The organism is Micromonospora sp. NPDC051924, assembly GCF_055586005.1.
The window spans coordinates 77,336-103,322 of sequence record NZ_JBVJJA010000012.1 but is presented as its reverse complement, the minus strand read 5'-3'; the positions used below and the strand labels follow the sequence as shown (position 1 = coordinate 103,322).

The 25,987-nt window shown below is 71.0% G+C and carries 24 protein-coding genes; 17 read left to right on the top strand and 7 right to left on the bottom strand.

What is annotated here, in order from left to right; translation table 11 throughout:
• The first annotated feature begins 2 nt into the window (after positions 1 to 2).
• Together ACZ6S5_RS12405 and ACZ6S5_RS12400 are read left to right on the top strand one after the other, a co-directional pair.
• The gene (locus tag ACZ6S5_RS12405; protein ID WP_466000076.1) at positions 3 to 437 is read left to right on the top strand and encodes a cupin domain-containing protein; all 435 of its coding nucleotides are present in this window, start codon (positions 3 to 5) and stop codon (positions 435 to 437) included.
• Complete coding sequence (locus ACZ6S5_RS12400) at positions 434 to 1,813, top strand: aldehyde dehydrogenase family protein (RefSeq protein WP_466000075.1); 1,380 nt, start codon at positions 434 to 436, stop codon at positions 1,811 to 1,813. Before ACZ6S5_RS12405 ends, ACZ6S5_RS12400 begins: the two co-directional genes overlap by 4 nt.
• Positions 1,814 to 1,905: 92 nt before the next feature.
• Here ACZ6S5_RS12400 and ACZ6S5_RS12395 read toward each other — a convergent pair whose 3' ends face one another.
• Positions 1,906 to 2,382 carry a PH domain-containing protein gene (locus ACZ6S5_RS12395; protein ID WP_466000074.1) on the bottom strand — a complete coding sequence of 159 codons (477 nt, stop codon included), beginning with the start codon at positions 2,380 to 2,382 and terminating at the stop codon, positions 1,906 to 1,908.
• A gap of 216 nt (positions 2,383 to 2,598) precedes the next feature.
• On the opposite strand from ACZ6S5_RS12395, the gene ACZ6S5_RS12390 reads away from it, so the two are divergent.
• On the top strand, positions 2,599 to 3,288 hold the full coding sequence (locus ACZ6S5_RS12390) for a TMEM175 family protein (protein ID WP_466000073.1): 690 nt from the start codon (positions 2,599 to 2,601) through the stop codon (positions 3,286 to 3,288).
• Between the two features lie 101 nt (positions 3,289 to 3,389).
• On the opposite strand, the gene ACZ6S5_RS12385 is transcribed toward ACZ6S5_RS12390, so the two are convergent.
• Complete coding sequence (locus ACZ6S5_RS12385) at positions 3,390 to 3,869, bottom strand: MarR family winged helix-turn-helix transcriptional regulator (protein WP_466000072.1); 480 nt, start codon at positions 3,867 to 3,869, stop codon at positions 3,390 to 3,392.
• Between the two features lie 116 nt (positions 3,870 to 3,985).
• Between ACZ6S5_RS12385 and ACZ6S5_RS12380 the strand changes: the two genes are divergently transcribed.
• Positions 3,986 to 5,089, top strand: a complete 1,104-nt coding sequence (locus tag ACZ6S5_RS12380; RefSeq protein WP_466000138.1) for an epoxide hydrolase family protein — start codon at positions 3,986 to 3,988, stop codon at positions 5,087 to 5,089.
• Between the two features lie 193 nt (positions 5,090 to 5,282).
• On the opposite strand, the gene ACZ6S5_RS12375 is transcribed toward ACZ6S5_RS12380, so the two are convergent.
• Positions 5,283 to 5,549 carry an FMN-binding negative transcriptional regulator gene (locus ACZ6S5_RS12375; protein WP_466000071.1) on the bottom strand — a complete coding sequence of 89 codons (267 nt, stop codon included), beginning with the start codon at positions 5,547 to 5,549 and terminating at the stop codon, positions 5,283 to 5,285.
• 1 nt (position 5,550) lies between these two features.
• On the bottom strand, positions 5,551 to 5,793 hold the full coding sequence (locus tag ACZ6S5_RS12370; protein WP_466000070.1) for a hypothetical protein: 243 nt from the start codon (positions 5,791 to 5,793) through the stop codon (positions 5,551 to 5,553).
• 166 nt (positions 5,794 to 5,959) lie between these two features.
• Between ACZ6S5_RS12370 and ACZ6S5_RS12365 the strand changes: the two genes are divergently transcribed.
• Positions 5,960 to 6,739, top strand: coding sequence for a transposase family protein (locus ACZ6S5_RS12365; RefSeq protein WP_466000069.1), 780 nt, complete (start codon positions 5,960 to 5,962; stop codon positions 6,737 to 6,739).
• Positions 6,740 to 6,905: 166 nt separating this feature from the next.
• Here ACZ6S5_RS12365 and ACZ6S5_RS12360 read toward each other — a convergent pair whose 3' ends face one another.
• Positions 6,906 to 7,277, bottom strand: coding sequence for an ArsR/SmtB family transcription factor (locus ACZ6S5_RS12360; protein WP_466000068.1), 372 nt, complete (start codon positions 7,275 to 7,277; stop codon positions 6,906 to 6,908).
• Positions 7,278 to 7,472: 195 nt separating this feature from the next.
• On the opposite strand from ACZ6S5_RS12360, the gene ACZ6S5_RS12355 reads away from it, so the two are divergent.
• Positions 7,473 to 8,096, top strand: coding sequence for a class I SAM-dependent methyltransferase (locus ACZ6S5_RS12355; RefSeq protein WP_466000067.1), 624 nt, complete (start codon positions 7,473 to 7,475; stop codon positions 8,094 to 8,096).
• A gap of 72 nt (positions 8,097 to 8,168) precedes the next feature.
• On the opposite strand, the gene ACZ6S5_RS12350 is transcribed toward ACZ6S5_RS12355, so the two are convergent.
• The gene (locus ACZ6S5_RS12350) at positions 8,169 to 11,141 is read right to left on the bottom strand and encodes a glycosyl hydrolase family 65 domain-containing protein (protein ID WP_466000066.1); all 2,973 of its coding nucleotides are present in this window, start codon (positions 11,139 to 11,141) and stop codon (positions 8,169 to 8,171) included.
• A 246-nt stretch (positions 11,142 to 11,387) separates the two neighbouring features.
• On the opposite strand from ACZ6S5_RS12350, the gene ACZ6S5_RS12345 reads away from it, so the two are divergent.
• From ACZ6S5_RS12345 to ACZ6S5_RS12295, 11 genes are all read left to right on the top strand, one after another.
• Positions 11,388 to 13,448 (top strand): heavy metal translocating P-type ATPase, encoded by a 2,061-nt coding sequence (locus ACZ6S5_RS12345; RefSeq protein WP_466000065.1) that lies wholly within the window; start codon positions 11,388 to 11,390, stop codon positions 13,446 to 13,448.
• Positions 13,449 to 13,564: 116 nt separating this feature from the next.
• Positions 13,565 to 14,737, top strand: coding sequence for a glycoside hydrolase family 3 N-terminal domain-containing protein (locus tag ACZ6S5_RS12340; protein ID WP_466000064.1), 1,173 nt, complete (start codon positions 13,565 to 13,567; stop codon positions 14,735 to 14,737).
• A 207-nt stretch (positions 14,738 to 14,944) separates the two neighbouring features.
• A complete protein-coding gene (locus tag ACZ6S5_RS12335) occupies positions 14,945 to 15,268 on the top strand; it encodes an NADH-quinone oxidoreductase subunit A (RefSeq protein WP_466000137.1) in 324 nt (107 codons plus the stop codon).
• Positions 15,269 to 15,390: 122 nt separating this feature from the next.
• Positions 15,391 to 16,644: a hypothetical protein gene (locus ACZ6S5_RS12330; protein ID WP_466000063.1), complete on the top strand. Its 1,254-nt coding sequence runs from the start codon at positions 15,391 to 15,393 to the stop codon at positions 16,642 to 16,644.
• Positions 16,637 to 17,575 carry a complex I subunit 1 family protein gene (locus ACZ6S5_RS12325; protein ID WP_466000062.1) on the top strand — a complete coding sequence of 313 codons (939 nt, stop codon included), beginning with the start codon at positions 16,637 to 16,639 and terminating at the stop codon, positions 17,573 to 17,575. Before ACZ6S5_RS12330 ends, ACZ6S5_RS12325 begins: the two co-directional genes overlap by 8 nt.
• A gap of 1 nt (position 17,576) precedes the next feature.
• Entirely contained in the window at positions 17,577 to 18,140 is a 564-nt protein-coding gene (locus ACZ6S5_RS12320; RefSeq protein WP_466000061.1) for an NADH-quinone oxidoreductase subunit J, read from the top strand.
• Positions 18,137 to 18,439, top strand: coding sequence for an NADH-quinone oxidoreductase subunit NuoK (locus ACZ6S5_RS12315; RefSeq protein ID WP_466000060.1), 303 nt, complete (start codon positions 18,137 to 18,139; stop codon positions 18,437 to 18,439). Before ACZ6S5_RS12320 ends, ACZ6S5_RS12315 begins: the two co-directional genes overlap by 4 nt.
• The gene (locus tag ACZ6S5_RS12310) at positions 18,436 to 20,268 is read left to right on the top strand and encodes a proton-conducting transporter transmembrane domain-containing protein (RefSeq protein ID WP_466000059.1); all 1,833 of its coding nucleotides are present in this window, start codon (positions 18,436 to 18,438) and stop codon (positions 20,266 to 20,268) included. Before ACZ6S5_RS12315 ends, ACZ6S5_RS12310 begins: the two co-directional genes overlap by 4 nt.
• Before the next feature lie 3 nt (positions 20,269 to 20,271).
• The gene (locus ACZ6S5_RS12305) at positions 20,272 to 21,762 is read left to right on the top strand and encodes a complex I subunit 4 family protein (protein WP_466000058.1); all 1,491 of its coding nucleotides are present in this window, start codon (positions 20,272 to 20,274) and stop codon (positions 21,760 to 21,762) included.
• Positions 21,763 to 21,777: 15 nt separating this feature from the next.
• The gene (locus ACZ6S5_RS12300) at positions 21,778 to 23,175 is read left to right on the top strand and encodes an NADH-quinone oxidoreductase subunit N (protein WP_466000136.1); all 1,398 of its coding nucleotides are present in this window, start codon (positions 21,778 to 21,780) and stop codon (positions 23,173 to 23,175) included.
• A 200-nt stretch (positions 23,176 to 23,375) separates the two neighbouring features.
• Positions 23,376 to 24,377, top strand: coding sequence for a C40 family peptidase (locus ACZ6S5_RS12295; protein ID WP_466000135.1), 1,002 nt, complete (start codon positions 23,376 to 23,378; stop codon positions 24,375 to 24,377).
• Positions 24,378 to 24,448: 71 nt separating this feature from the next.
• Here ACZ6S5_RS12295 and ACZ6S5_RS12290 read toward each other — a convergent pair whose 3' ends face one another.
• Positions 24,449 to 25,972 (bottom strand): multicopper oxidase family protein, encoded by a 1,524-nt coding sequence (locus tag ACZ6S5_RS12290; RefSeq protein WP_466000057.1) that lies wholly within the window; start codon positions 25,970 to 25,972, stop codon positions 24,449 to 24,451.
• Positions 25,973 to 25,987: the final 15 nt, after the last annotated feature.

The following is a 25,987-nucleotide window of genomic DNA, read 5'->3' as shown; positions in this document are numbered from 1 at the left end:
CCATGACCATCCTGCCTCCCAAGCCGAACCTGCTCATCAATCCGGAGAGCGTCGAGCCGTTCGACCGGGGCAACGGTGTCGTCACCGTCCCGTACGTCGGAAAGTGGAACTGTGCGACGAACCGGGTGACCACCGGACAGACCCAGTTCCGGGTCGGCACCGGGCTGCCGCTGCACAGCCACAACGTGGAGGAGTCGGTGCTGATCCTCGAAGGGCTGGCGACCGCACAGATCGGTGACGACTACTTCGACCTTGTCGCCGGCGAGGCGACGTGGGTGCCCGCAGGGGTGCCGCACCGGTTCCTGAACCGCGGCGACGGCGTCATGCGGATCTACTGGGTCTACGGCGGCCGCGACGTCACCCGCACGATCACCGCCACCGGGGAGACGTTCGAGCACCTGTCCGAGAACGACAAGGGCGGCCAGAGCAACTCATGAACATCACCACCACGAATCCGGCGACTGGTGAGCCCTTGGCCACCTATGACACCCACGACGACGCCCAACTCGAGCGACTGTTGGACCGGGCGCATGCCGCGACCACGGCTTGGGGTTCGACCCCGCTCGACAAGCGCATCGCCGTGGTGTCGGAACTCGCCGCCGCGCTGCGCACCGGAAAGGACCAGTTCGCGCGGCTGATCACCGACGAGATGGGAAAGGTGCTCGCCGAAGCCGCCGCCGAAATCGAGAAGTCCGCCGTGACCTGCGAGTACTACGCGTCACAGGCCGCGGCGCTCCTCGGGGACGAGCCGGCCGAGATCGACGGTGTCGACGCCTGGGTCGCGTACGAGCCGATGGGCCTGGTGCTCGCGGTGATGCCGTGGAACTTTCCGTTCTGGCAGGCGATGCGCTTCGCCATCCCGGCGATCACGGCCGGGAACGGAGTCTTCCTCAAGCACTCGCCGAACGTCACCGGCTGTGCCCTGGCCATCGAGCGGGTGTTCGTGGCGGCGGGGCTGCCCGAGGGCGTCTTCACGACGATCGTGGTGGAGGAGCCGCGGGTCCCCGAGGTCACCCAGCGGTTGATCGCCGACGACCGTATCGCCGCGGTGACGCTGACCGGCAGCGACCGTGCCGGCGCGGCCGTGGGAGCCGCAGCCGGCCGCGCGGTGAAGAAGTCGGTACTCGAACTGGGCGGCTCGGACGCCTTCGTGGTGCTCGCCGACGCCGATGTCCAGGCCGCGGCCGCCGCGGCGGCCAAGGCAAGGTTCACCAACGCCGGCCAGAGCTGCGTGTGCGCCAAGCGGTTCGTCGTCGAGGCACCCATCGCGGAGCAGTTCACCGCCGCCTTCGTCGCCGCCACCCGGGCCCTGACCGTCGGCGACCCCACCGATCCACGCACGAACATCGGCCCGATGGCCCGTGGCGACCTCCGCGACATCATTCAGCGGCAGGTCGAGCAGTCCCTCGCCGCCGGTGCCACCCTGCTCACCGGAGGACGACCGCTGTCAGGCAGCGGGTACTTCTTCGAGCCCACCATTCTCGGGAACACCGCGCCTGGCGTGGTCGCCTTCGACGAGGAAACCTTCGGCCCGGTTGCCGTCGTCGCGATCGCCGCCGACGCGGCCGACGCCGTCCGGCTGGCCAACGCCTCGCAGTACGGGCTCGGGCTCAGCGTGTGGACCGCCGACCCGGAACACGGCGTCGCCATCGCCCGGCAGGTCACCACCGGCGCCGCCTTCGTCAACGCCGTCGTCGCCTCCGACGCCCGCTTGCCCTTCGGCGGGACCAAGCGCAGCGGATACGGTCGGGAACTGGCTGGCCTCGGCCTACGTGAGTTCGTCAACACCCGCACCTATTGGGCAGCGCGTTGATGCGGCCACGCCACGACGACACCGCTGCCCGCGGGCCCAGCCTGCTCACCCGAGCCGTTCCCCGTCGGGCCGCGGGTCCGCCCGTGCGGCCATCAACCGGCGCGTCCGGTGCAACGGCCCACCTCGACCATCGAGGCGTCGCCGGACAGGTCCAACACCTCCTTGATCCTCCGCCGGCGGTCCTCGACCGCGGTCTCGGAGTAGGCGGCCAGCGGGTTCAGTTCCAGCTCCTTGCCGTCAACCAGGTGGAGGACGACGGTGAACGCGGTGAGCACCTGCCCACCGGTCAACGGGTCACAGGTCACGTCCCGGATGGCCTCCCTGGGGACCCGACGCGAGCGGAGCGCGCCGACCATCTGGAGACCGTCCGGCCGGATGATGACCCGGCTGAACAGGAACCTGACGGCGATGAGTGCGAAGACGGCACACATTGCGAGGAACCCTGCCTGGACGAGCCGGTCAGTGGTGGAATCGACGGTCGCCAGAGCGGCAATGCCCATCAGGCCGAGGGCAGCGAAGCCGATCATGTTCCACCACCACCACCGGAGGACGGTTCGGTTTTCGGCCATGGATCTCAACGCCTCTCCGCCATCGCTGCCAGTGTCCAGCCATCCCGGAGGCCGCCGCGGCACACGGGAAGGTTCGACGCCGTCGTTGAACCCACGGCGTCGCCCGCGGAACCTCGTAGCTTCTGAAGTTAGCGGTACGCGTGACGGTTCCCCTCGGACGAGTGGCCGCCCCGTGACCGTGCTCGCCCAGCGTCACCGCGCTGTTAGCCTGCGGCAATGTCCGCAGCTCCCAAGGAGGCTCAGCCGACCGGCCCCGGTCCCCGGCTGGCCGACATCGGGCGGCTGGCGGCATTCAGCGACGCCGTATTCGCAATCGTCATCACCCTGCTGGTGTTGGACCTGCGGGTGCCGGAATTTCACGAGGGCGAGCTGGCCGCGTCCCTCCGCGCGGAAGCTCCGTCCTTCCTGGCGTTCGTCGTGTCGTTCATCTACATCGGCGTCCTCTGGCTCAACCACCACGCGGTGCTACGGCTGGTCCGCGGCACAACTCTCGCGCTCAACTGGATCAATCTCGCCATGCTCTTCGGCGTGGTCATCATCCCGTTTCCCACCATGGTTCTGGCGTCGGCGCTCGCCGATGGCAACGCCGACGACCTGCGGGTGGCTGTGGTCCTGTACGCGCTCGCGGCGGCGCTGATGTCGGCACCCTGGTTGGTGTTCTTCGCCTATCTTCGCCGTCATCCGGCACTGCGCGCGAGCCACATCGGCCAGGACCAGGTCCGCGCGCAGGAGGTTCGCCCAATCACCGGTCTCGTTCTCTTCGGATTGGCCGGGCTGCTCGGCTGGATCGTGAATCCGCTGTTCGGGTTACTCGGCATCATCGCGATGATCATCTACCACGCTTTCACCAGCGAAGGCGTCCGCGGTGGAGGGCTCCAGTGGTTCCGGGCCGGACGCCGGGGCTGATGCGCTTCGGACGCCCATGGCACGTCCGCTCCGTCCGCACCGACCTCATCGCCCTCGACACCGGTCCCACCGGCGGGCCTTCGAGTTGGGCGCGTTGCCAGTCAGCGCCACGGCTCTTCGGGGGTGCCGGTTCGCCGGTTGTGGTGGTCCAACAGCCTGGACAGCAGCTCGGTCAACCGCTGTCGCTCCTCGGGTGACAGCGGAGCCAGCAGTTCGTCCTGGCGTTCGGCCAGCTGCTTCTCCAGTCGCCGCAGCTGTCGTTTGCCTGCGACTGTCAGCGTGATGATGTTGCGCCGCCGATCGGAGGGGTCCGGGGCGCGCTCGACCAGTTTACGATCGGCGAGCTCGTTGATCGTCGCGACCATGTCGCTGACGTGGATGCCGCTACGGCGGCCCAGCGCGGCCTGGCTGGCCGGGCCGAACTCCTCCAGCGTCGCCAGCAGGCGGTAGTGGTAGCCGCGAGCGCCGACGGACGAGAACCCCTCGCCCACCAGGCGGTGCGCGTGGTTGGCGGTCTGGGTGAGCAGCCAGCTGGGCAGGCTCTCCCACCTGGCGGGCGTCTTCTCGGATGGGTTCTCCATGTGGCAAGTCTAACGAATCATTGGAGCCACCAACGATCGTGGTATCGTTCGGACGGCAAACGTTAGTCCTCCAAACGTTTGGGCACCGAATGAATCCCTCTGGAGCTGATACCGTGATCAAGCCGTTCCGCATCGACATTCCCCAGGCCGACCTCGACGACCTGACCGACCGACTCTCCCGCACCCGCTGGCCCAACGAGGTCGCCGACGCGGGGTGGGACTACGGCTTCCCGCTGGCGCGACTCAAGGAACTGGCCGAATACTGGCGCACCGGCTACGACTGGCGCGAGCACGAGGCCAAGCTCAACCAGCTTCCGCACTTCACCACCGAGATCGACGGCCAGAACATCCACTTCGTCCACGTCCGGTCCGCGAAACCAGACGCGCTCGCACTGATCCTCACCCACGGTTGGCCCGGTTCGTTCCTGGAGTTCCTCGACGTGATCGAGCCGCTGTCGCGCGACTTCCACCTGGTGATTCCGTCCATCCCGGGCTACGGCTTCTCCGGGCCGACCCACGAGCGCGGCTGGGACATCGTCCGGGTCGCGCGGGCCTGGGCTGAGCTGATGCGCCGTCTCGGGTACGAGCGCTATGGCGCGCAAGGTGGCGACTTCGGCTCGGGCATCTCAATGGCGCTCGGCGCGGTGGCACCCGAGCAGGTCGTCGGAGTGCACGTCAACTACCTGCCGACCCGGCCGGTGCCGGATGCCGACATCGAGCTGTCCGAAACGGATGAAGCTCGGCTGGACAAGGTCAGGCAGCTGATGGCGAATCGTCCGCCGTACCAGGCCCTGCAGGCCGCCACCCCGCAGACCATCGGCTACGCGCTGACCGACTCGCCGGTAGGCCAGCTGGCCTGGATCGCCGAGCGCTTCGCACAGTGGACGGACCCTCGCTCGCAGATCAGTGATGAGCGGATGCTCACCGACATCTCGCTGTACTGGCTGACCGCCACCGCGGCCTCCTCGGCGCGGCTGCACCGCGAGACCCCGCGACGGATCGAGCCGTGCCCGGTACCGGTTGGCGTGGCGGTGTTCGCGCACGACATCACGCAGTCGGTGCGACCGCTGGCCGAGCGGCTGTACGACGTCCGGCACTGGTCGGAGTTCGAGCACGGCGGCCACTTCGCCGCGATGGAGGTGCCGGAACTGCTCGCCGGGGACGTCCGGGACTTCTTCCTTACCCACGTCAAGTACGACTACCGGGTCACCACCAGCTAGGAGACGATGCGGGCCGCGAGCCCCCGGGCACCCGGGCACCCGGAGCCTCGCGGCCCGCAGGCATCCCGCCTCGCCGTGGTCTGCCAGCTCGCACCGCCACCCGAATGGCCTACGGGGTGGACGTCCTCGGCGCAGCCCTTCAAGCTTGTAGCGCGACCTCACGGCGGCGGCCACGGCCCGAGCCGGTCTTTGGTCACGGCCGATCGCGGGGGGTCTGCCAGTCGCCGATCACGGCCAGCCGTGCCTCGCTGGCAGCCTCCAGGTGCGGCCACACCGGATTCGGCCGGGCCAGGTGGATGAGCAGTTCGTCGCCGGCGACGGTGAAGTGGGTGGGTAGCACCAGCGGGGCCTGGGCGGGATCGAGGTTGTTGACCGCGAACATCCCGAACCGGTCGGTGGATGCCAGCCAGTCCTGCCACTCGGCGGGGTCGAGTGCGGCGTCCCAGGGGTGGATGAGCATGTCAGGCTCCTGCGTCGGGTGTCGTGCTGGCGGCCATCAGGCGGCGGACGGCTCGGACGTCGGGCTCGAGCCGGGTCAGATGGGCGATCAGGTCGTCGGCCGCGGCGTGGAGTGCCTCGTCGTCCACCGGGTCGAGCGCGTCGAGGATGAACAGCGCCAAAGTGATGTCTTCGCGCAGCTGGGTCCGGCGTGCCTGGCGCCAGTTCCAGCGCCGACAGGTCACCCCGGCGTCGTCGCACCACAACACCGCCAGGATCTTCTTCGAGACCAGGTCGAGCGGTGGAATGCCCGCGAATGCCGCGGCCTGGAACCCCTGCCATGCCTTGTCAAAGATCAGGCCGACGACGGCCTAAGGGCCGTCTCGTAACCCGGGTGTCTGTCTGGTGAGGATGGTCGGGCAGGATGCCTGGGTGCAGGTGATCACCGCGGCCCGGTCTGAGTGGATCTTCCCGTTCACGGGGCTGCAGCCCGCCCAGTTCCGCAAGCTGGTCCGGCTGGTCGCCGAGCGGGGCGGTGACGGCATCGCCGACGGCCGGCCGGGCCGGCAGTGGGCTCTTGACCTCGCCGACCGGGTGCTGCTGGTCGCGGCGTACTGGCGCACGAACCTGACGATGAGGCAGATCGGCCCGCTGTTCGGGGTGTCGCACTCCGCGGCCCACCGGGTCATCGACACCCTCGCGCCGCTGCTGGCCCTGGCGCCGGTGCGTAAGCGGCCGGTCGAGCAGATCGCGATCGTCGACGGGACTCTGATCCCCACCCGCGATCACCGCCTGGCCGCCCGGAGCAAGAACTACCGGTACTCGACGAACCTTCAGGTCGCCATCGACGCCAGCACCCGCCTGGTCATTGCCGTCGGTGACCCGCAGCCCGGCAACCGCAACGACACGATCGTCTACCGCACCTCGGGCATCGACCAGGAGCTGGACGGGCGGCCGGTGATGGCCGACGGCGGCTACCGGGGCAACCCCGAGGTGATCATGCCGTACCGCAAACCCGCCGACGGTGGTTCGCTGCCGGACTGGAAGGAAGCCCTCAACGTCGAACACCGAACCGTCCGAGCAGGGGTCGAACACGCCCTGGCCAGGATGAAGTGCTTCAAGATCCTGCGCGACTACCGCCGCGCCGCCCACACATTGGCCGACGCCGCTTCCGGCATCGCCAACCTCCACAACATCATCCTCGCCGGCTGACCACCGGCCTCATGCCGGGCAACGCCTTCACCCAGTTACGAGACGTCCCTTAGGCGACGTGTCGCCGGTTGGCCTGTATGGCGCCGCTGTGGGCGTCGTCAGGCCGCCCCTGACCAGAGCGGACGCCATTGCCCGCAGGCCGGGGGCCGGCCTTCGAGGGTGCCGCTCAGCGGGCCTTCTTCGTCGCTCGCTTGCGGGGCGGGGTCAGCAGGTCGGCGATCGTCGCGATCGCGGATGGCACGAGGCGGTAGTAGGCCCAGACGCCCCGCTTCTCGCGTTCGAGCAGGCCGGCCTCGGTGAGGATCCGAAGGTGGTGACTCACGGTCGGCTGGGAGAGGCCGAGCGGCGCGGTGAGGTCACTGACGGACGCCTCGCCCTCGGGGGCGGACTGGATCAGGCTGAGCAGTCGCAGCCGGGCCGGGTCGGCGAATGCCTTCAGCACTCCGGCGAGCCGCTCGGCATCGGCACGCTTGATCGGCTCGCCGCTGAGCGGCGAGATGGCAGGCGTTGCAGTTTTGGCAGTTCCCACGCCTCCCATCGTGACACCAACACCATCGATAGGCCGGTCGAACCAGGGCCCGGTCACCATCAATTTGCGGGCAGGGAGCCGGGTCGACCTGTCCCGGCCGTGTCAGCGGCCGGCCGCGGTGCCGCCCGTGCCGGCGCAGATCGTGCAATGGCGGGTAGGTCGGTATGCCGGCGGTGCTGGTGCAGGTGACGTATCTTCGCCGCCGTGAGCAACGATGAGAAGCAGCGCCGCGTCTGGGACCGGCAGGCCCGCGGCTACGACCGGCAGATGGACTTCATCGAGCGCCGCTTCCTGCGCGACACGCGGGCATGGATCTGCCGGCAGGCCGCCGCCGACACCCTCGAGGTTGCCATCGGTACCGGGCGGAATTTGCCCTACTATCCGGACGGCGTACGGATCACCGGGGTGGAGTTGAGCCCCAGGATGCTGGAGATCGCGGGCCAGCGGGCCGCCGAACTGGGGCGGGAGGTCGACCTGCGGCTCGGTACTGCCCACCGCCTGGACTTTCCCGATGCCACCTTCGACACCGTCATCTGCACCCTCTCACTCTGCGCCATCCCGGACGACCACCGAGCGGTCGAGGAGATGGTCCGCGTCCTGCGCCCCGGCGGTCTGCTCCTGCTGGCCGACCATGTGGTCGGCGCCAATCGTCCGGTCCGAGCGATTCAACGCCTCATCGAACTGGTCAGCGTTCCCGCGGCCGGTGAACATTTCCGGCGGCGCCCCATCCGTGACGTGGCCGAGGCCGGTCTGCGCATCGAGCAGCATCAGCGCTTCGCCGCTGGTGTGATCGAACGCCTCGCGGCTCGGAAACCGGCCAGCACGTGAGAGGGATTCGGCCCTGCCCGGCCTGTCCATCGAGGCGTTTCTCCTGACCGGCTGAGGGCGCCGGTGGTGGCCTCAGCCGGTGAGGGAGATCGACACCCGCTGGCCGCCGCCGATGATCAGCGGCGGCTGGCCCGCCACGTGGACGGTGACCGGCGCCGCGTTGCAGGGTGAGGCGATGAGGGCGAGGGCGCTGCGGGTGGCCGTGACGTGCAACTGGTGGCCGCGGTAGGTGATCAGGGTGTGCAGCCGGCTGATCTCGTGCGGCAGGCGGGGGTTGAACCACAGGGCGTCCTGCCGGGTCTCGATTCCCAGGTAGCAGCGTTCGGCCAGGTCGAGGGTGCCGGCCATGGCGCCGAGGTGGATGCCCTCCCGTGTCGTGCCGCCCTGGGTGTCGCGGATGTCGGCCGCCAACGCGTCGGTGAAGTTGCCGAAAGAGGCGGTCCGGTTGGTGCGGGCCTGCACCCAGGCGTGCACCACCCGGCTCAACGTCGATCCGTGGCTCACCCGGCGCAGGTAGTAGCCGGCGGTGCGGGGCAGGGCCTCCGGTGGCCAGTCGTACCCCAGGCCGGCGAGCAGCTCGCGCAGTTCCTCGGCGGAGAGCAGGTAGAGCAGCATGAGCACGTCCGCCTGCTTGCCGATGCGGTAGCGGTTGGGGGAGTGCCCCTCGGCGGCGAGGATGAGGTCGAGCCGGCCGATGTTCCCGTACCGGTGGCGGTAGGCGTCGAGGTCGAGTTCGGCGAGGTCGGCGTAGCCGTCGAACTGACTGATGATCCGGTCGTCGTGCCACGGCACGTACATCTGGGTGGTGATCTCGGCCCACCGCGCCAGCTCGCCGTCGTCGATGCCGAGCCGGTCGGGCAGGCTCGTGCCGTCCCGGCAGGCCAGCAGGTCGACCACCGCGAGGGCCTGGCGTAGCAGCCACACCGTCAGCACGTTGGTGTAGGCGTTGTTGTCCAGGCCGGGGGCCTCGCGGTCCGGGTAGCCGTCGTGGAACTCGTCCGGGCCCATCACGCCGGTGATCTCGTACCGGCCGGTGCGCGGGTTGCGCCGCGCCAGGTCGGCGAAGAACCGGGCCGTCTCCAGGATCAGCTCCCCGCCATGCGTACGCAGGAAGTCCAGGTCTCCGGTGGCCTGGTGGTACTGCCACACCGAGTACGCGACCGCCAGGCCGACGTGCCGCTGCAGCGCCGACCGGTCCGGCATCCACCGGCCGGTTCGCGTGTTGAACAGCTCCCTCGGCGTCTCCTCCCGGCCGTCGCTGCCCGACTGCCACGGGAACATCGCCCCCCGGCAGCCGATCGCCGCCGCGGCCCGCCGCGCGGCGTCGAGGCGGCGCCACCGGTAGAGCAGCAGCGCGCGGCTGGCCTCGGGCAGGTGCAGCGTGAGCACCCGGTGGACGAACACCTCGTCCCAGAAGACGTGACCCCGGTACCCCTCGCCGTGCAGGCCGCGTGCGCCGACGCCGGCGTCGAGGTCGGTGACGTTCGGCGAGGTGGCGACCAGCAGGTGGAAGGTGTGCAGGTTGAGCTCCAGCGACGGCGAGGGATGGTCCGTGTGCAGCTCGATGTGGCTGCGTTCCCACAGCCGCCGCCACGCCCGTACCTGGTCACTCAGCAGCTCGCTGAAGGAGCCCGCCCGGGCCGCCGCTTCCCGGGACGCGGTGGCCGGCTCCGTGACCGCGCGGTCCCGGGAGGTGTGGTGGGCGGCGATCTTCTCCACGCGCAGCGGCTGGCCCGCGCGCACCGGGACCGCCCAGGTCTGCTGCGGGCGACCGGTCGACATGTCGACGCGAGGTCGTGCGGCGACGCGAGCACCCGCCTGGAACACGCGGGTACGCACGGCGGTCGCCACCTCAACCCGGGACTCGGTGGTGCCGACCCGCAGCCACAGTCCGTCGTCGCCGTCTCGTCCCTGCCCGTCCGGGCGCAGGTGCCGGCCCGCCAGCGGCCCGTACTCGACAACCTGCCGGTTGGCGACCCGACCGTCGATGCCCGAGCGCAGCTGCACCGTGCCCGACCAGTTCTCCGGCACCAGCGTGGTCTCCAGGGAGGCCAGATGTGGCGCCGCCATCGAGACGAACATGCGCGACACCACGGTGGTGGCCCGTCCCGATCCGTCGACATGCCGGTAGCGGCGGTGAAGCACGCCGGTTCGCAGGTCGAGCGTCTGCCGGTGTTCGCTGGCGGCGGGCCCGTCCGATCTCACCCACCGCTCTCCGGGTCGCCGCCAGCGCAGCGGCAGCCAGTTCGGCAGGTTGACCAGGCTCTCGTCCTCGTGGACGTGGCCATGCAGCCGGGTTCGCAGCCGGTTGAAGACCCCGGCGGCGTAGGTGCCCGGGTAGTGGCCGTGGCCGGCACCAGCCTCGGGGGCTGCGCCGCGGGTGGCCAGGTAGCCGTTGCCGATCGTGCACAACGTCTCGCGGATCCCCTCCGTCTCCGGGTCGACACCGGTGTAGTCGAGGAGCCAGCCGGCGTGCTCGGCGCCGACCGTCGGCCCCGCTTGCCACCATCGGCGTCGCATCGCCTGCTCGTCGACGGCGAGGCACGCCAGGCCGCCCAACACCGGCTCCGCGCCGTACGCACGCAGATCCGCCGCCCCGGCCCTGCCGTACGCGATGCCCACGACCAGCCCGAAGCCGCCACGGCAGGCGGCCTGCGCCCCAGCCGGCGTGGAATGCACCACCGCGGTCCGCGCCGGGTGAACCCCGAGCAGCCTTGCCGCGCGCAACAGGACCGCCGGGTCCGGCAGCCGGGCCCCGACTTCCTGGCCATCCAGCACGAGATCGGCCAGCTGGTCGATGCCGAACCGGTTCCCGGACCGGCCGATGATCCCGGACGCCACCCCCGATCGGCGCAGCGACCCGAGCAGGCGCTCCGCCTCCGCGACCATCACCTCAGCCGGCGGCGGCCCGGCAGCCGGCGGAGTCTGCTCCGACACAGTCGCCAGGTCGAACAGGACCGCGTCGAGACGTTCGAGGGGCAGGCGGAACCGGTCAGCACCGCAGCCGTTTCGCGCGTCGATGCGCCCGTCGCCGCAAGCAGTCACCACCCGCCTCCACCGGCTTTCGGGTGAGGAGGCCCGCCGGGCAGGAGCCGCAGAGCTTCCACCGGAACCTTATCCGCGGCCAGGCCAGCCAGCGGCGGAATCGTCGAGATCGCACCGGCGGGCAGGCGTAGCGGCGATGGTGGAGACCTGAGGCGGTGGCCGGAGGGCCCGGCCCAGCCGCCGATGCCCCGGGGCGGTGAGCGTGGCGCCCCGGCGGACGCCAGGCAGGTTCGGGAGGCGAGGCAGGTGCACCACGGCGGCGGGCAGCCCGGCCATGCCGGCGGTGGCACCGCCGGGACGCGCCCGCAGCACGACAAGCACGCCGGGCACACCCCCGAGATGTTCCGCCGACGGTTCTGGGTGTGCCTGGCGCTGACCATCCCGGTCGTGCTCACCAGCCATCTGGTCATGGCCTGGCTGGGTTACTCGCTGGACTTCCCCGGTGTCTCGTGGGTCGGCCCGGTGCTCGGGTCGGTGGTGTTCTTCTACGGCGGTTGGCCGTTCCTCGTCGGCGCGGTCCGGGAGGTCCGCGACCGGGCACCCGGCATGATGCTGCTGATCGGGATGGCCATCACCGTGGCGTACGTCGCGTCCGCAGCGACGAGTGTCGGCCTGTTCCGCTTGGACTTCTGGTGGGAGCTCGCCGCCCTGGTCACGATCATGCTGTTCGGTCACTGGCAGGAGATGAAGGCCATCGGTCAGGCCCGGGGAGCCTTGGCCGCGTTGGCCGCCCTGCTGCCCGACGAGGCCGAGCGGATCGGCCCGGGCGGCGCCGTGCAGCGGGTGGCGGTGGCCGATCTGCGGGTCGGCGACACGGCGCTGGTCCGCCCGGGCGGTCGAGTGCCCGCCGACGGGCACGTCGTCGAGGGCAGCGCCGAGCTGGACGAGGCGATGATCACCGGCGAGTCGCGACCGGTCCCACGCGGGGTGGGGGACCGGGTGGTCGCCGGCACCGTGGCCACCGACTCGGCGATCCGCGTCCAGGTCGACGCGGTGGGGGAGGACACCGCCCTGGCCGGTATCCAGCGGCTGGTCGCGCAGGCGCAGGCGGCCGGCGGGCGGGCGCAGGTGCTGGCCGACCGGTTCGCCGCGTGGCTGTTCTACATCGCCACCGCCACCGCGCTGGTCAGCCTGGTCGTCTGGTCCGCGCTCGGCCGGATCGACCAGGCCGTCGTCCGCACCATCACCGTGCTGGTGATCTCCTGCCCGCACGCCCTCGGCCTGGCCATCCCCCTGGTCATCGCCCTGTCCACCAGCGTGGCGGCCAGCTCCGGGATCCTGGTCAAGGACCGCCTCGCCCTGGAACGCATGCGCACCGTCAACGCGGTCCTGATCGACAAGACCGGCACCCTGACCAAGGGGCAGCACACCGTCACCGGGATCGCCGCCGCCGACGGCACCGACGAGGACGAGGTGCTGCGCCTGGCCGCCGGGGTGGAGGCCGACAGTGAGCACCCCCTCGCGCGGGCCATCGTCGCCGCCGCCCAGCGGGTCGGGCCAGCCGCTGGCACCGACTTCCGGTCCCTGCCCGGCCGTGGGGTGCAGGCAACCGTGGCGGGGGCGGCGTACGCGGTGGGCGGCCCGGCCCTGCTGCGGGAGCTGCACGCCGACGTCCCTGCCGAACTGCGCCGGGCGGAGGAGGCGTGGTCGGCGCGGGGCGCCGCGGTGCTCTATCTGGCCCGCCTCGACGGCCCGCCCCGGCTGGTCGGTGCGCTGGCGCTCGAGGACGAGGTACGTCCGGAGGCCCGCCAGGCCATCGCGGAGCTGCGCCAGCTCGGGATCCGGAAGATCGCGATGATCACCGGTGACGCCCGCCCGGTCGCGGACGCGGTCGCCGCCGATCTCGGTTTCCGTGCCGGGGAGGACGAGGTCTTCGCCGAGGTGCTCCCCGCCGACAAGGACGAGATCGTCGCCGGCCTGCAGCGGCGCGGCCACCGGGTGGCAATGGTCGGCGACGGCGTCAACGACGCCCCCGCCCTCGCCCGCGCGGACGTCGGACTGGCCATCGGCGCCGGCACCGACGTGGCCATCGAATCCGCCGGGGTCGTCCTCGCCTCCTCCGACCCGCGCGGCATCTCCGCCACCGCCCGGCTGTCCAAGGCGTCCTACCGCAAAATGGTCCAGAACCTCATCTGGGCGGCCGGCTACAACATCATCGCCATCCCCATCGCCGCTGGCGTCTTCGCCTGGGCCGGGGTGGCGCTCAGCCCGGCCGCCGCCGCCGTGCTCATGTCCGCCTCGACCATCGTCGTCGCCCTCAACGCCCAGACGCTGCGGTGGGTACACCTCACACCGGGAGACCACTGAGGACACCGGCTACGCCTTGTCGCCATCTGTTCGGGCCTCAGCTGGTCGTCCCTCCGGCGGATGACGTCTCGTCGGTAAGCAGGACACGGCGTGGGAATGGGCCGTAGCGTGCGGGAGTGGACAGCGTGCACCTGCCCCGCCGACTGCTGCTCGCCGGAATCGGCTCAGCCGCGGTGGCAACCGTGACCGGCTGCGAGTCGCACCGCGCCACATCCTCGACCCCACGACCATCGACCAGTCCGCGGCCATCGGGCACATCACGCGGGGGCGTGCCCGCGCTGCGGCGAAAGATCGCAGGCCTGCTCGTGGTCGGCTTTCGCGGCACCCAAGCCCCGAGTTGGATCACCAAGGCGGTGCGCGACGGTCTCGGCGGCGTCATCCTCTTCGACCAGGACCTGGAGACCACGTCGGCGCGTAACATCCGCTCGCCCGAGCAGGTCACGCACCTGGTGAAGAGTTTGAAAGATGCCTCACCGGGCCGGCTCATCGTGTCCATCGATCAGGAGGGCGGGCGTACCTCCCGCCTCAACCCGAGCAACGGCTTTCCGGCCATCAAATCGGAGGCCGACATCGGTGCGGAGAACTCCACGTCGGCGACCCGCGACTGGGCGCACGGACTGGTGGCGAGTCTGACGCGCATCGGAGTCAACCTGAACTACGCCCCGGTCGTCGACCTGAACATCAACCCCGACAGCAGAGCGATCGGCAAGCTCGGCCGCAGCTTCTCCGCCAACCCGGACGTGGTGGTCGGCAACGCCAGCGAGGAGATCAAGGCCCACCGGGCGTCCGGTGTGAGAACCGTCCTCAAGCACTTCCCGGGATCGGGCAGCGCCGCCGGAAACACCGACTTCGAGGTGGTCGACGTCAGTGACACCTGGCAGGAAAGGGAACTCGAACCGTTCCAGCGGCTCATCCAGGCCGGCCTCGCCGACTCGGTCATGGCCGCCCACGTACTCAACAAGCAACTTGACCCGGCGTATCCGGCGTCGCTGTCGAGCGCGACCGTGACCGGCCTGCTGCGCGGCCGGCTCGGCTGGCGCGGGCCGGTGGTCAGCGACGACATGCAGGCGGTCGCGATCACCGACCGGTACGGCGCCGCCGAGGCGGTCGCCCTGGCCTTGCAGGCTGGCCTCGACCTGCTCGTCTTCGCCAACCAGCAGGTGTACAACCCGCGAGTCGTCGAGGAGACGGTCGATACGATCGCCAATCTCGTCCGGACCGGGCGCCTTACCGAGGACCGGATCGACCAGTCCGTCGCGCGAGTGGATTCCCTCCGCCCGAAACGCTGATCCCACAGGCCCGGGCGTGCCAACTCGTGGCCGCCTCCGCACGACGTGCGCCCGCTACTAGCCCGTGATAGTAGATGTGGGTAGGGGTCGGTGCGGGTCGGCGGACGCCGAACCGCCGGGCGCGGCGACCGGCGGCCGAGCGCTCGGCTGGCGGCTTTTCCTACCGGCAGCGCGGACAGGAGCGGAATGTACGCAGGGGCAGCGAGCATGGCGGTGGTGGCCGTGCTCATCGTCGCCGGCCTGTACCTGGCCCACCGGGCGCTGGCGATCGCTTCCTCGCCGCTGGAGAGCCTGCCCTTCCAGTCGGGGTGGCGGCCCGAGGAGCACGCCCTGTCGCGCTACCACGTGCGGTGGTACCTCGCCACCCTGCTGTTCCTCGCCTTCGACGTGGAGATGCTGTTCATGTACCCGTGGTCGGTCGTCGTCACCCGGCTGGGGGCCACGGCGATCGTCGAGATGTTCGTCTTCCTCGGTGGAGTGTTCGTGGCCGTGCTCTGGGCGTGGCGGGAAGGCGCGCTGCGGTGGGTGTGAGCGAAGCGTTGGGTCGGACCGCCGTCCGGCACGCACATGTGCTGGTAGCGGAGGTGCCGGGGAACTGGGTGACTCGGGCCGCGGTCGAGCGGCAGGTCCTGGCCCGAGGTTGGCGGCTGGTTGTGTCCCCGGGTGATGCCGACATTCTGGCTGTCTGCGGCGCTGCACCCCGGGACCTGGCGGAGCCGCTGGGCCGGCTGTGGGAGCAGATGCCCGGGCCACGAGCTCGTATCGACGTCGACTCCCCACAGGCGGTCCTGCCCGCCCTCGTCGCGGCGGAGGAAGACCTGCTCGACCTCACGCGGCAGCGCGCAGACAGCCGGGACCGGCCACCCGGCCGCGCCGCACCCGGCGATGCCCGCGTGGGCGAGCATCACCGCCACGAACGGCACGCCCCACACGACCGGCCCGGCCACGACAGCGCCAACCCCGGCCCCGAGCACCGCGGAGGCGGCGGGCATCAGGACGCGACAGCCCATGAGCCGCAGTCCCCGCACGGACCGGCCAGCTCGACCGAGATTCAGGAAGGCGCGCGCCCGAGCGGACCGGCGGACGACACGCCCGGTCCCGCCGGCCGGCACGAGCCGCCACACAGCAGTGAGCACGCCGACGACGGCGGCCAGCCGCATGGCGATCACGGCCAGATGACGCACGAGGGCCACGGCGGCATGGCACACGGGGACATGGACATGGCCCCCGGCGGCATCCCGCTCGCCAGCGGCGGCGAAGATCGCGACGGCCTGGAAATGGATCTGCTGCACCTGCGGCTCGGCCCGGTCCTGGCGTACTGGCCGGCGGGCCTCGTCCTGCGGTGCACCCTCCAGGGGGACGTCATCGTCGACGCCGAGACCAGCCTGGTTGCTGCCGACGCCCCGACCGCAGCCGCGGAGCCGCCGCCCGCGCCCGAACGCCCGCGTCGGTTCGCCGCCCGACGCTGCGACACGGCCGCCAGCCTCCTGGAGCTCGCGGGCTGGGGTGATGCCGCCTGCCGCGCTCGGCGGATCCGGGACACCCTGCTCTTCACCGATGACCTTGCCGAGCCGGCGGAGGAACTCCACCGGCTCCGCCGCATGGTCGGCCGGTCGTGGTGGTTGCGGTGGTCGCTGCGCCGGGTCGGGCCGCTGGATGCGCACGATCTCGCCCGCTGCGGCCTATCGGCCGCCATGACAGGCGACGTTCGTGACCGGCTGCTCGCCGTGCTCGACCGCGCCGCACACAGTATCGCCGGCCAGCAGCCCACCGGCTCGTCGCCCGGCGTACCCGTCGACGCGATCCCTGACCTCGTACGGGGGTGGGACCTCGCCACCAGCCGCCTCATCGTCGCCAGTCTCGACCTCGACCCGCTCGCCGCGGACCGCGAGGTGAGCCATGTCTGAACCCGGGGTCACCGTGGTCCCCGCCGGGTGGGCGCTGCCCGCCGCCGCGCTGCTCGGACTGCTGGCGGTGGCCGCCGCCGTCTTCGACGGGTTCCTGACCGCACGGACAACCGGCACAACCTCGTCAGGGCTGCTTCAGCCGTTCGGTGAGATGGCACGGTTGATGCGGCAGCGGCGGCGGACCACGGTCGCGGCGGACAGCCTGCTGTGGCGCATCGGCGGGGCAGGACTGCTGCTGATGGCATTAATGATCATCACGGTGGTGCCGCTGGGACGGTGGACCCTGTTCGATCTCGACGTCGGGGTGATCTGGTTCAACGCCATGGACGTCCTGGCCTGGGCGTTCGTGTGGCTGACCGGCTGGGGCGCCAACTCGGCGCACTCCCTGGTCGGCGGGTACCGGTTCCTCGCCCACGGACTCGCCTACGAACTGCCGCTGATGTTCGCGCTCGTGGCGCCCGCGGTCGGCGCGTCGAGCCTGAACATCGGGAAGATCGCCGCCGCCCAACAGGGCCTCTGGTTCGTCGTCTGGATGCCGGTGGCCTTCCTCGTCTTCTGCCTGGGGGTCCTGGCGATCGCTGTCTGGGGGCCCTTCGCACCGGCCATCGGGGCCGACGTGGCCGGCGGCGTGACCGCCGAGCTGTCCGGCGTCGACCGGCTGCTGTTCCAGGGCGGCCGGTACGTGCTGCTCGCCGCCGGGGCCGCGTTCGCGGTGCCGATGTTCCTCGGCGGCGGATCCGGCCCGCTGCTGCCCGCCTGGGCGTGGGTGCTGGTCAAGACCCTCGCCCTGCTGGCCGCGTTCGTGTGGCTCCGCCGCCGACTGCCGGCGGCCCGGCCGGACGTGTTCATGGAGGCCGGATGGCTGGTGCTGCTTCCCGCAGTGCTGCTGCAGGACCTGATCGTCGCGGTCGTCGCCGCGGGGAGGGGCTGAGGTGGTCACTCACGTCGTGTTCTGGGCCCTGGCGATCGTCGCCGTGCTCGCCGGCGCCGCCGTGTTCATCGTCGACTCCATGGCCCGGGCCAGCTACGCCCTCGCGGTGTCGTTCATCGCCGTCGGCCTGCAGGTGCTGCTGCTGCAGCAGAACTACGTCGGGGTGGTGACGATCCTGATGATGGTCATGGAGATGGCCGTCATGGCCGTCTACATGATCATGTTCATGGGCATGAACCCGGCGCTGATGCCGATGAGCATGGTCCACGACAAGCGGCACGCCCTGGCGGTGTCGGTTGGTGTGTTCGTGCTCCTCGCCGCCGGGGTGCTGCTCGTGCCGTGGCCCACCCGACGCGGCGCCCCGCCCGTCGACGTCACCGAGGCGTTGGGGGAGGAGCTGATGGGTCCGAAGATGCTGGTCATGACCGGCGTCGGGGCGGTCATGTCGGTGACCATCGTCGCCGGTGTCGTGCTGGCGGCCCACCGGAGTCGCTACGACCGGTTCGGCGACGACCTGCGGCGGCGGCCGGCCGACGACCCGCAGCCGGGAGGTGTCGGCCGATGACCCTGCAGACCGTGCTGCTCGTGGCGGCGGCGCTGTTCAGCGTCGGCCTCTACGGCGCGCTGTCCCAGCAGGTGGTGGTCATGGTGATGATGGGGCTGGAGCTGATGCTCAACGGCCTCATCCTGGCCGCGGCAGGCTTCTGGTGGTTCCTCGCCCCGGATCCGTCCGGGCAGGTCCTGTTGCTGGTCATCATCGTGGCGATGACCGTGGAGATGGCGATGGGCTTCGCCGTGGCCACCCATCTGCATCGGGTACGTCGGACCGACATGACCGACATGGCCGCGGACCTGTCCCGATGAGCCAACTCGCGCAGGCGGCCCTGTGGTCACTGGTTGCCTTCCCCGCGGCGGCCGGCGCACTGCTGATCACGACCCGGCGGGTGGAGCGGGTCGCCGCGCCGGTCTCGCTCGCCGTCGCCGCGGCCTCGGTGGTCCTGTCCGTGGTGGTCGCGGTGACCCGGCCCGCCGTGGTGGTGCCGTTCATGGCCGGCGTCGACTTCGCGCTCACCGTCGACGGGCTCGCCGCGCTGCTCGCGCCCATGCTCACCGTGGTGACCCTGCTGGTGCTGACCGCCGCGGCAGGGGAGATCCGCCGCTCGCAGGCACGCTTCCACGGGCTCATGCTGCTGTTCGCCGCCTCCGCCGCGCTCACCGTCACCGCGGCGACCCTGCCCACGTTGCTGTTCGCGTGGGAGATCATGGGTGCCGCCTCGTACGCGCTGATCGGGTTCTGGTGGCGTGACGAGGACCGGGTGTCGGCCGGCCTGACCGCGTTCGTCACGACCCGCTCGGCCGACCTGGGCCTGTACGTCGCGGCAGGAGCCGCGCTGGCCGGCGGTGCGGGTCTGACCCTGGCCGACCTGCCCCACAGCAGCCCCGGTTGGCGGCACGTCATCGCCGCCGGGGTCCTCGCCGCCGCGCTCGGCAAGGCCGCGCAACTGCCGTTGTCGTTCTGGCTGTCCCGGGCGATGGCCGGCCCGAGCCCGGTCAGCGCCCTCCTGCACTCCGCGGCGATGGTGGCCATGGGCGGCTACCTGCTGCTACGCGTGCAGCCCCTGCTCGCCGCCACCGGCTGGGCCGCCACGGCGACCATGTGGGCCGGCGGTCTGACGGCGCTGCTGCTCGGCGCGGTGGCGGTCGCCCAGCGGGACATCAAGCAGCTCCTCGCGGCCTCCACCGCCGCCCAACTCGGCTTCGTGGTGATGGCCGCCGGCGCCGGCACGGTCATCGGCGGCGCCACCCAGCTGATCGCGCACGCCGCCACCAAGGCACTGCTGTTCCTGGCGGCCGGGGCGTGGCTGACCGCCCTGGGCACCACGAGGCTCGCCGACCTGCGTGGGGTCGTCGGGCGGTGGCGGCTCGTCGGCTGGTCCGCCACCGCCGGAGCGCTGGCGTTGGCCGGGATCGCGCCGCTGTCGCTGTGGGCGACCAAGGACGCCGTCCTCGCCCAGGTCCTCGAACAGTCGCCCTGGCTGTATGCGGTCGGCCTGGCTGCGTCGGCGCTGTCGGCCGCGTACGCGGGCAAGCTGCTCGTCGTCATCTGGCGACGCGGCGGCAGCGACCGTGACCAGGTGGAAGCCGGGCGGATCGGCGGCCTGCAGCAGGCGCCGCTGGTGATCCTCGCGGTGGGTGCCGTCTGTGCCGGTCTGCTGGCCCTACCACCGGTCGGCGCCGTGGTCGCCCGGGCCGTAGGGCAGTCGGGCGGGTTCCACGCCTCCCTGGTCGAACTCGCGGTCTCGGCCGTGCTTGCCCTGGCCGTCCTGCTGCTGGTCGCCCGCCGTGCGGCCCCCGAGCCACGCTGGGCGCTGCGGTGGCTGGGGCTGGAAGCCACCGTATGGATGCTGGTCGTCCGCCCAACCCTGCGCTGCGCCGAGGCGCTTGCCCGCTTCGACGACGAGGTCCTCGACCGCGGCGTCGAGTCCCTCTCGGCGGGGACGCTGCACCTGGCCGGCCGGGCCGGGCGGGTCGACGACCGGTGGCTCGACGGCGCCGTGGAACGGCTCGCGGCCGGAGTTCGCCGGCTGGGACAGCTTGCCCGCCGGCCGCAGACCGGCCAGTTGCATCAGTACTACCTGCAGGCCGTCGTCGTGCTCCTCGTCGCCGTCATCGTCCTCGTCGTGTGGGGATAGCCATTGCTCAGTCTGATCGTCTTCCTGCCGCTGATCGCCGCCGTCGCGCTGGCCACCGTGCCACGTCTCGGCGACGCGGTCGCGCGCTGGACGTGGGTCGCCGTGGCGGCCGTCGACCTCGGACTCGTCGCCGTCGTGTGTGCGCGCTACGACACCCCACCGCCCGGGGAGTTGGCCTTCGCCGAGCGGGCGGCGTGGATCCCCGGCGTGAACAGCAGCTACCACGTCGGCGTGGACGGGTTCTCGCTGCCGCTGGTGGCGATGACCGCCGTGATCTTCCTGGCCTGCGCGGTCTACGCGCTACGCGAACGGCATCGGCCCCGTGCTCACGCGGCACTGTTCCTGTTCCTGCAGAGCGTCAGCCTCGGCCTGTTCGTCGCCGCCGACCTGATCCTGTTCTTCGTCTTCTTCGACCTGTCCATCGTCGGCATGTACTTCGTCATCGCCGGCTGGGGCCACGGCAACCGCGCACACTCGGCCCTGAAGTTCTTCCTCTACACCTTCCTCGGCTCGCTGGCGCTGCTCGTCGGCTTCATCGGCCTGTACGTCGCCGCCACCCCGCACACCTTCGACATGCCGCAACTCGCCGCCGCGCCACCGCTGCACGGCCGGCCGGTCGCCGGTGCACTGGTGCTCGCGGCGATCCTGCTCGGCCTGGCGGTGAAGACGCCGACCGTGCCCTTCCACACCTGGCTGCCGCCCGCGCACACCGACGCACCGGCCGTCGGCTCGGCGGTCCTCGCCGGGGTGCTGCTGAAGATGGGCACCTACGGCTTCGTCCGCATCGCCATGCCGATGCTGCCGCAGGCCTGGCGGGCGTGGGCCTGGGTGGTCATCGTCGTCGGCGTCGTGTCGGTGATCTACGGGGCGCTCGTGGCGCTGGCCCAGTCCAACGTCAAACGCATGATCGCCTACACGTCGGTCAACCACATGGGCTACATCGTTCTTTCCGTCGGCGTCGCCGGCCTGGTCGCCGCCGATACCGCCCAGGCCCGCGGCGTGGCGGTCGCCGGCGCGGTCACCCAGATGGTCAGCCACGGCCTGATCACCGGCGCCCTGTTCCTGCTCGCCGGCGTCCTGCAGGATCGCGCCAGCAGCTACGACATGCGCGACTTCGGTGGGCTCGCCGCGCCCGCGCCGACCTTCGCGGCGCTGTTCGCCGCCGGCGCGTTCGCCTCCCTCGGCCTGCCCGCCTTCTCCGGCTTCATCGCCGAGTTCCAGATCTTCACCGGCAGCATCGCCGCCGCCCCCGTCACCGCCGTCGCCGTGCTCGGCATCCTGATCACGGCGGCGCTGTTCCTCCGCGCGCTGCAACGCGTCTTCACCGGCGACACCGCCGGCAGGTCGGTCCGGTTCACCGACCTGCGGGCCCGCGAACTGTGGTCCGCCGGGCCGCTGCTGCTGCTGTCCCTGGTGATCGGAGTGCTGCCGCGCCCGCTGCTGGACGTCATCGAACCCGCCGCAGACGCCGTCGTCGGCCTGCTCGGGCGGTGACCGGTGGAGACGGAGATGATGCGGCCGCTGCTGCTGGTCCCCGAGATGCTGCTCGCCGGCGGCGCGCTCGCCGCCCTGATCGGCGGGTCCTTCGTCCCCCGCCACCGGCAGTGGATCATCCGGGTCTTCACCGCCACCGTGCTCGTCGCGACGATCGTCGCGGCCGCGATCCAGATCCGCAGCCCGGCGACGAGCGCCTTCGACGACTCTTTCGCCGTCGACACGGCCACCGGCGTCGCCCGTATCCTCGCGGCGGCCGGCACCCTGCTCATCCTGGTGGTCGCCGCCGACGAGATCTCCGGCGCCGCGCGGGAGAGCGAGACGTATGCCCTGCTGCTGTTCTCCACCGCTGGCACCGTGCTGCTGGCCGGCGCCAACGACCTGCTGGCCCTCGCCGTCGGGTTCCTACTCGCCAGCATCCCGCTCTACGCGCTGATCGGCCTCGCACATAGCGGCGCAGCCGCCGAAGCGGCCATGAAGACCTACCTGATGGGGGCGCTGTTCGGAATCCTGCTCCTGCTCGGGGTGACGATCCTGTCCGGGCTCACCGGCACCACCGGCTACGCCGAACTCGCCGACCGGGTGACCGGCGCGCCGCACGGGGCGGTGACCGTCGCGGCGGTCGCCGTGATCGCCGGCCTGATGTTCAAAGCCGGCGGGGTGCCCGCGCACTTCTGGGTCCCGGACGCGGCCCAGGCAGCCACAGCCACGGCCGCGACGTTCCTCACCACCGTGCCCAAGATCGGCGCGCTGGTCGCGGTCTACCGGCTTGCCACCGTGCTTCCCCCGTCGTCGTGGCCGCTGCTGGTGGCCGCGCTCGCGGTGGCGAGCATGACGCTGGGCAACCTCGCCGCGTACTGGCAGTCCGACCCGCGGCGGCTGCTCGGCTGGTCGACCGTCAGCCAGGTCGGCTTCCTGCTCGTACCGATCGTCGCCGCCGGCCGCAGCGACCTCGCGCTGCCGTCGCTGCTGGTGTATCTCACCGGATACACCGTGACCAACATCGCCGCGTTCGCGGTCAGCGCCGCCCTGCCCGAGCACCGCGACCTCGCTGACTATCGCGGCCTGGCCGCACAGCGGCCCTGGCTCGCCGCGGCCCTGCTGGTCGCGTTGCTCGGCCTGGTCGGCACCCCACCGACCGCGGTGTTCGTCGGCAAGCTGACCACCGCCACCGCGGCGTGGGACGGGGGATACGGCTGGCTCGCGGTCGTCGTGTTCGGCAACAGCGTGCTCAGCCTCTTCTACTACCTGCGCTGGATCACACCCGCCTACCGCCAGGCGAACCACAAGCCGGTCGCGGAGTCGCGGTTGGGCCCAGGCCGATGGCCGGCGCGTCTGGCGCTGTCCGCCGCCGCGCTCAGTCTCGTCGTAGGCCTCGCCGCCGGGCCACTGTGGTACCTGGTCAGCCGGTAGTACAAACAGCCGCCCGCCGGAGTCCGGTCGAGAGACCTTGTGTCGTCGGATCCCGGTGCGTCGGTTCGCCTGACTCGGCAGCCCCTTCTACTATCCGGTGATAGTAGGGAAGGATGCGGAGGGTGCTCGCCAGGGCTGAGCGCCACGACTGTCCGCCCTGCTTCACCTCACCGTAGAAGGAGTTCGTGCTGGTGGCATCCATGCCCCTCCACCATCAGATTCCGTGTCGCTCGCCCGCATCGTCGGTCGGCGGCCGTCAGTTGATGCGCCGTCTGCTCGCCGTGGTGGCGGCTGTCGCGGTCGGCACCGGGTTGTTGGCGGCTCCGGCGCACGCGGCTCCGTCGCCGGATGAGATCGAGGCGCAGATCGACAAGCAGTGGGAGCAGCTCGAGCCCACCATCGAGGGCTACAACAAGATCCGGGCCCAGCTGAAGGTCAACCAGAAGAAGTCGGCGGATCTTGAGAAGAAGATGGCGCCGCTGGAGCTGGCGTCCACGCTGGCCATGAACCGGGTGGGCACCATCGCCGCCCGGCACTACATGCGCGGCCCGTCGCAGGAGATCGGCGCCCTGCTGGTCGGGACCAAGCCGGGGACCCTCGCCGAGCAGCTGGTGATCCTCGACCGGCTCGCGGCGCAGCAGCACCAGGAGATCGCCGGTGTGCTGGCTGTGCGCGACCGGTACAACGCGCAGAAGCAGAAACTGGACGAGCTGATCGCGACGGAGATCAAGCAACGGGACGAGTTGGCGGCGAAGAAGAAGCAGATCGACGCCGAGATCAAGCGCCTGACCGCGTCGCTGCCCAAGACGACGGTGAAGGTGACGGGCTGCCCCACCATCTCCGGCGTGGTGAGCAGCGCCGCACAGACGGCGATCAGGGTCGCCTGCCAGCAGGTGGGAGACCCGTATGTCTGGGGAGCCAACGGTCCGGACGCCTTCGACTGTTCCGGTCTCACCCAGTACGCCTACAAGGCCGCGGGCATCTCGCTCACCCACTTCACCGGCGCGCAGTGGAACGAGGGGCGGCCGGTCTCGCGGGCCGACGCCCGGCCGGGCGACCTGATCTTCTTCTACAGCGACCTGCACCACATGGGGCTCTACCTGGGTAACGAACTGATGGTGCACGCACCGCGAGCCGGCAAGCCGGTCAATGTGCTCAACATCAACTACATGCCCATCGCCGGCTTTCGGCGAGTCACCTGACCGCCAGCGTGTGACGGAGGCTCCCACCCCTTCCGGACGGGAGCCTCCGTCGCTCCTGGAGAGGGCGACGGTCACTCCTGGTAGGCCAAGTTGATCATCATGCCGTTCTCGGCGTGGTAGATGTTGTGGCAGTGGGTCATCCACTGACCCGGGTTGGTCGCGTCGAACTCCACCGCCACGGTCTGCTTCGGCACGACGATCACCGTGTCCTTTCGCGCGCCGGTGTCAGCGACCGCGAACGTGTGCCCGTGCACGTGCATGGGGTGGAACATCGTCGACTGGTTGACGAACTCCAACCGGACCCGCTCGCCCTGGCCGACCACCAGCGGATCGAGCTTGTCGAAGGTGGCGCCGTTGATGGTCCAGCGGTAGGGCATCATCGAGCCACCCAGCACCAGCCGGTGCACACGATCGGCGTCGCGGCGCGGCAGCCGGACGGCGTCGGCAGCCCTCAGCCCGCCGGTGAGCAGCACTCGACGGTCCAGTTCCGGGGGGTGGACCGCGGCGTCCGGCGTGCTTCCGGCGCCGGTGCGGACCAGCGCGAGGCCCTGACCGCCCTTGCCCTCGGCGACCGCGACCAGGGGAAAGACGCCGTCGTCCAGTGCCACGATGGCGTCCGCCCGTTCCCCCATGCCGAGCACCAGGGCATCACAGGTGGTCGGGGTGACCGGGAAGCCGTCGGTGTGGGTGACGGTCAGGCGGTGGCCGCCGAGGGCGATCCGGAACGCGGTGTCGGAAGCCGCGTTGACGAGGCGGATCCGTACCCGCTGGCGCGGCCGAGCCGTCAACGTCACGGGGGCGGCTGGGGCCCTGCCGTTGATCAGATAGTGCGGGTAGGTCACGTCCCCGGCACCGCCGAGCAGCGGAGAGATCATCGTCTCCATGCCGCCCATCGACATGCCGGTCATGCCACTCATGCCGCCGTGGTCCATGCCGGGCATGTCGCCGTGGCCGCCCATCGACTGCAACGATGCCAACACGTCGTCGGGGGTGCGGCCGGTGCCGTCGACCCAGTCGTCCAGCACCACGATCCACTCCTCGTCGTACCGGCCGGCCTCCTGCGGATCGTCGACGACGAGCACCCCGTAGAGCGCGCGGTCCAGCTGTACGCCGGAGTGTGGGTGGTAGAAGTAGGTACCCGGGTCGGGGACGGTGAACTCATAGGTGTGCCGGCCGCCGGCGGCGATCGGCTGCTGGGTCACCCCGGGCACGCCGTCCATGTCGTTGCGCAGCGCGACACCGTGCCAGTGCACGCTCGTCTCAGCGGGGAGGCCGTTGGCCACCTCGACCCGGAGCACATCCCCGGCCCGCGCGCGGATCAGCGGCCCGGGCGCGGAGTCGTCATACCCCCAGGTCTGCACCTGCCGGCCGCCGAGATCGAGGGTGACCGGACGAGGGTTCAACGCCGCCTGCACCGTGCGGGTGCCGGCCCGCCGCCGGGCCGCCTCCGTCCGTGCCACCAGGTCCGCGGTCGGCGCCACGAGCCGCGGGTCGAACAGGCCGCCCGTCCAGGCGGCCGCGCCGGCCGCCCCGGCGAGACCGACCGTCCCGGCGATGCCGGCCAACAGTCGCCGACGGGTGAGGGTGGGGGACATGGCTGCTCCTTCGCC

Excerpts from the sequence above, each read along its gene's own strand:
- ACZ6S5_RS12405 (WP_466000076.1), top strand. The coding sequence starts at position 3 with ATGACCATCCTGCCTCCCAAGCCGAACCTGCTCATCAATCCGGAGAGC.
- ACZ6S5_RS12400 (WP_466000075.1), top strand. The coding sequence starts at position 434 with ATGAACATCACCACCACGAATCCGGCGACTGGTGAGCCCTTGGCCACC.
- ACZ6S5_RS12395 (WP_466000074.1), bottom strand. The coding sequence starts at position 2,382 with ATGGCCGAAAACCGAACCGTCCTCCGGTGGTGGTGGTGGAACATGATC.
- ACZ6S5_RS12390 (WP_466000073.1), top strand. The coding sequence starts at position 2,599 with ATGTCCGCAGCTCCCAAGGAGGCTCAGCCGACCGGCCCCGGTCCCCGG.
- ACZ6S5_RS12385 (WP_466000072.1), bottom strand. The coding sequence starts at position 3,869 with ATGGAGAACCCATCCGAGAAGACGCCCGCCAGGTGGGAGAGCCTGCCC.
- ACZ6S5_RS12375 (WP_466000071.1), bottom strand. The coding sequence starts at position 5,549 with ATGCTCATCCACCCCTGGGACGCCGCACTCGACCCCGCCGAGTGGCAG.
- ACZ6S5_RS12360 (WP_466000068.1), bottom strand. The coding sequence starts at position 7,277 with ATGGGAGGCGTGGGAACTGCCAAAACTGCAACGCCTGCCATCTCGCCG.
- ACZ6S5_RS12335 (WP_466000137.1), top strand. The coding sequence starts at position 14,945 with ATGGCGGTGGTGGCCGTGCTCATCGTCGCCGGCCTGTACCTGGCCCAC.
- ACZ6S5_RS12325 (WP_466000062.1), top strand. The coding sequence starts at position 16,637 with ATGTCTGAACCCGGGGTCACCGTGGTCCCCGCCGGGTGGGCGCTGCCC.
- ACZ6S5_RS12315 (WP_466000060.1), top strand. The coding sequence starts at position 18,137 with ATGACCCTGCAGACCGTGCTGCTCGTGGCGGCGGCGCTGTTCAGCGTC.
- ACZ6S5_RS12310 (WP_466000059.1), top strand. The coding sequence starts at position 18,436 with ATGAGCCAACTCGCGCAGGCGGCCCTGTGGTCACTGGTTGCCTTCCCC.
- ACZ6S5_RS12300 (WP_466000136.1), top strand. The coding sequence starts at position 21,778 with ATGATGCGGCCGCTGCTGCTGGTCCCCGAGATGCTGCTCGCCGGCGGC.
- ACZ6S5_RS12295 (WP_466000135.1), top strand. The coding sequence starts at position 23,376 with ATGCCCCTCCACCATCAGATTCCGTGTCGCTCGCCCGCATCGTCGGTC.
- ACZ6S5_RS12290 (WP_466000057.1), bottom strand. The coding sequence starts at position 25,972 with ATGTCCCCCACCCTCACCCGTCGGCGACTGTTGGCCGGCATCGCCGGG.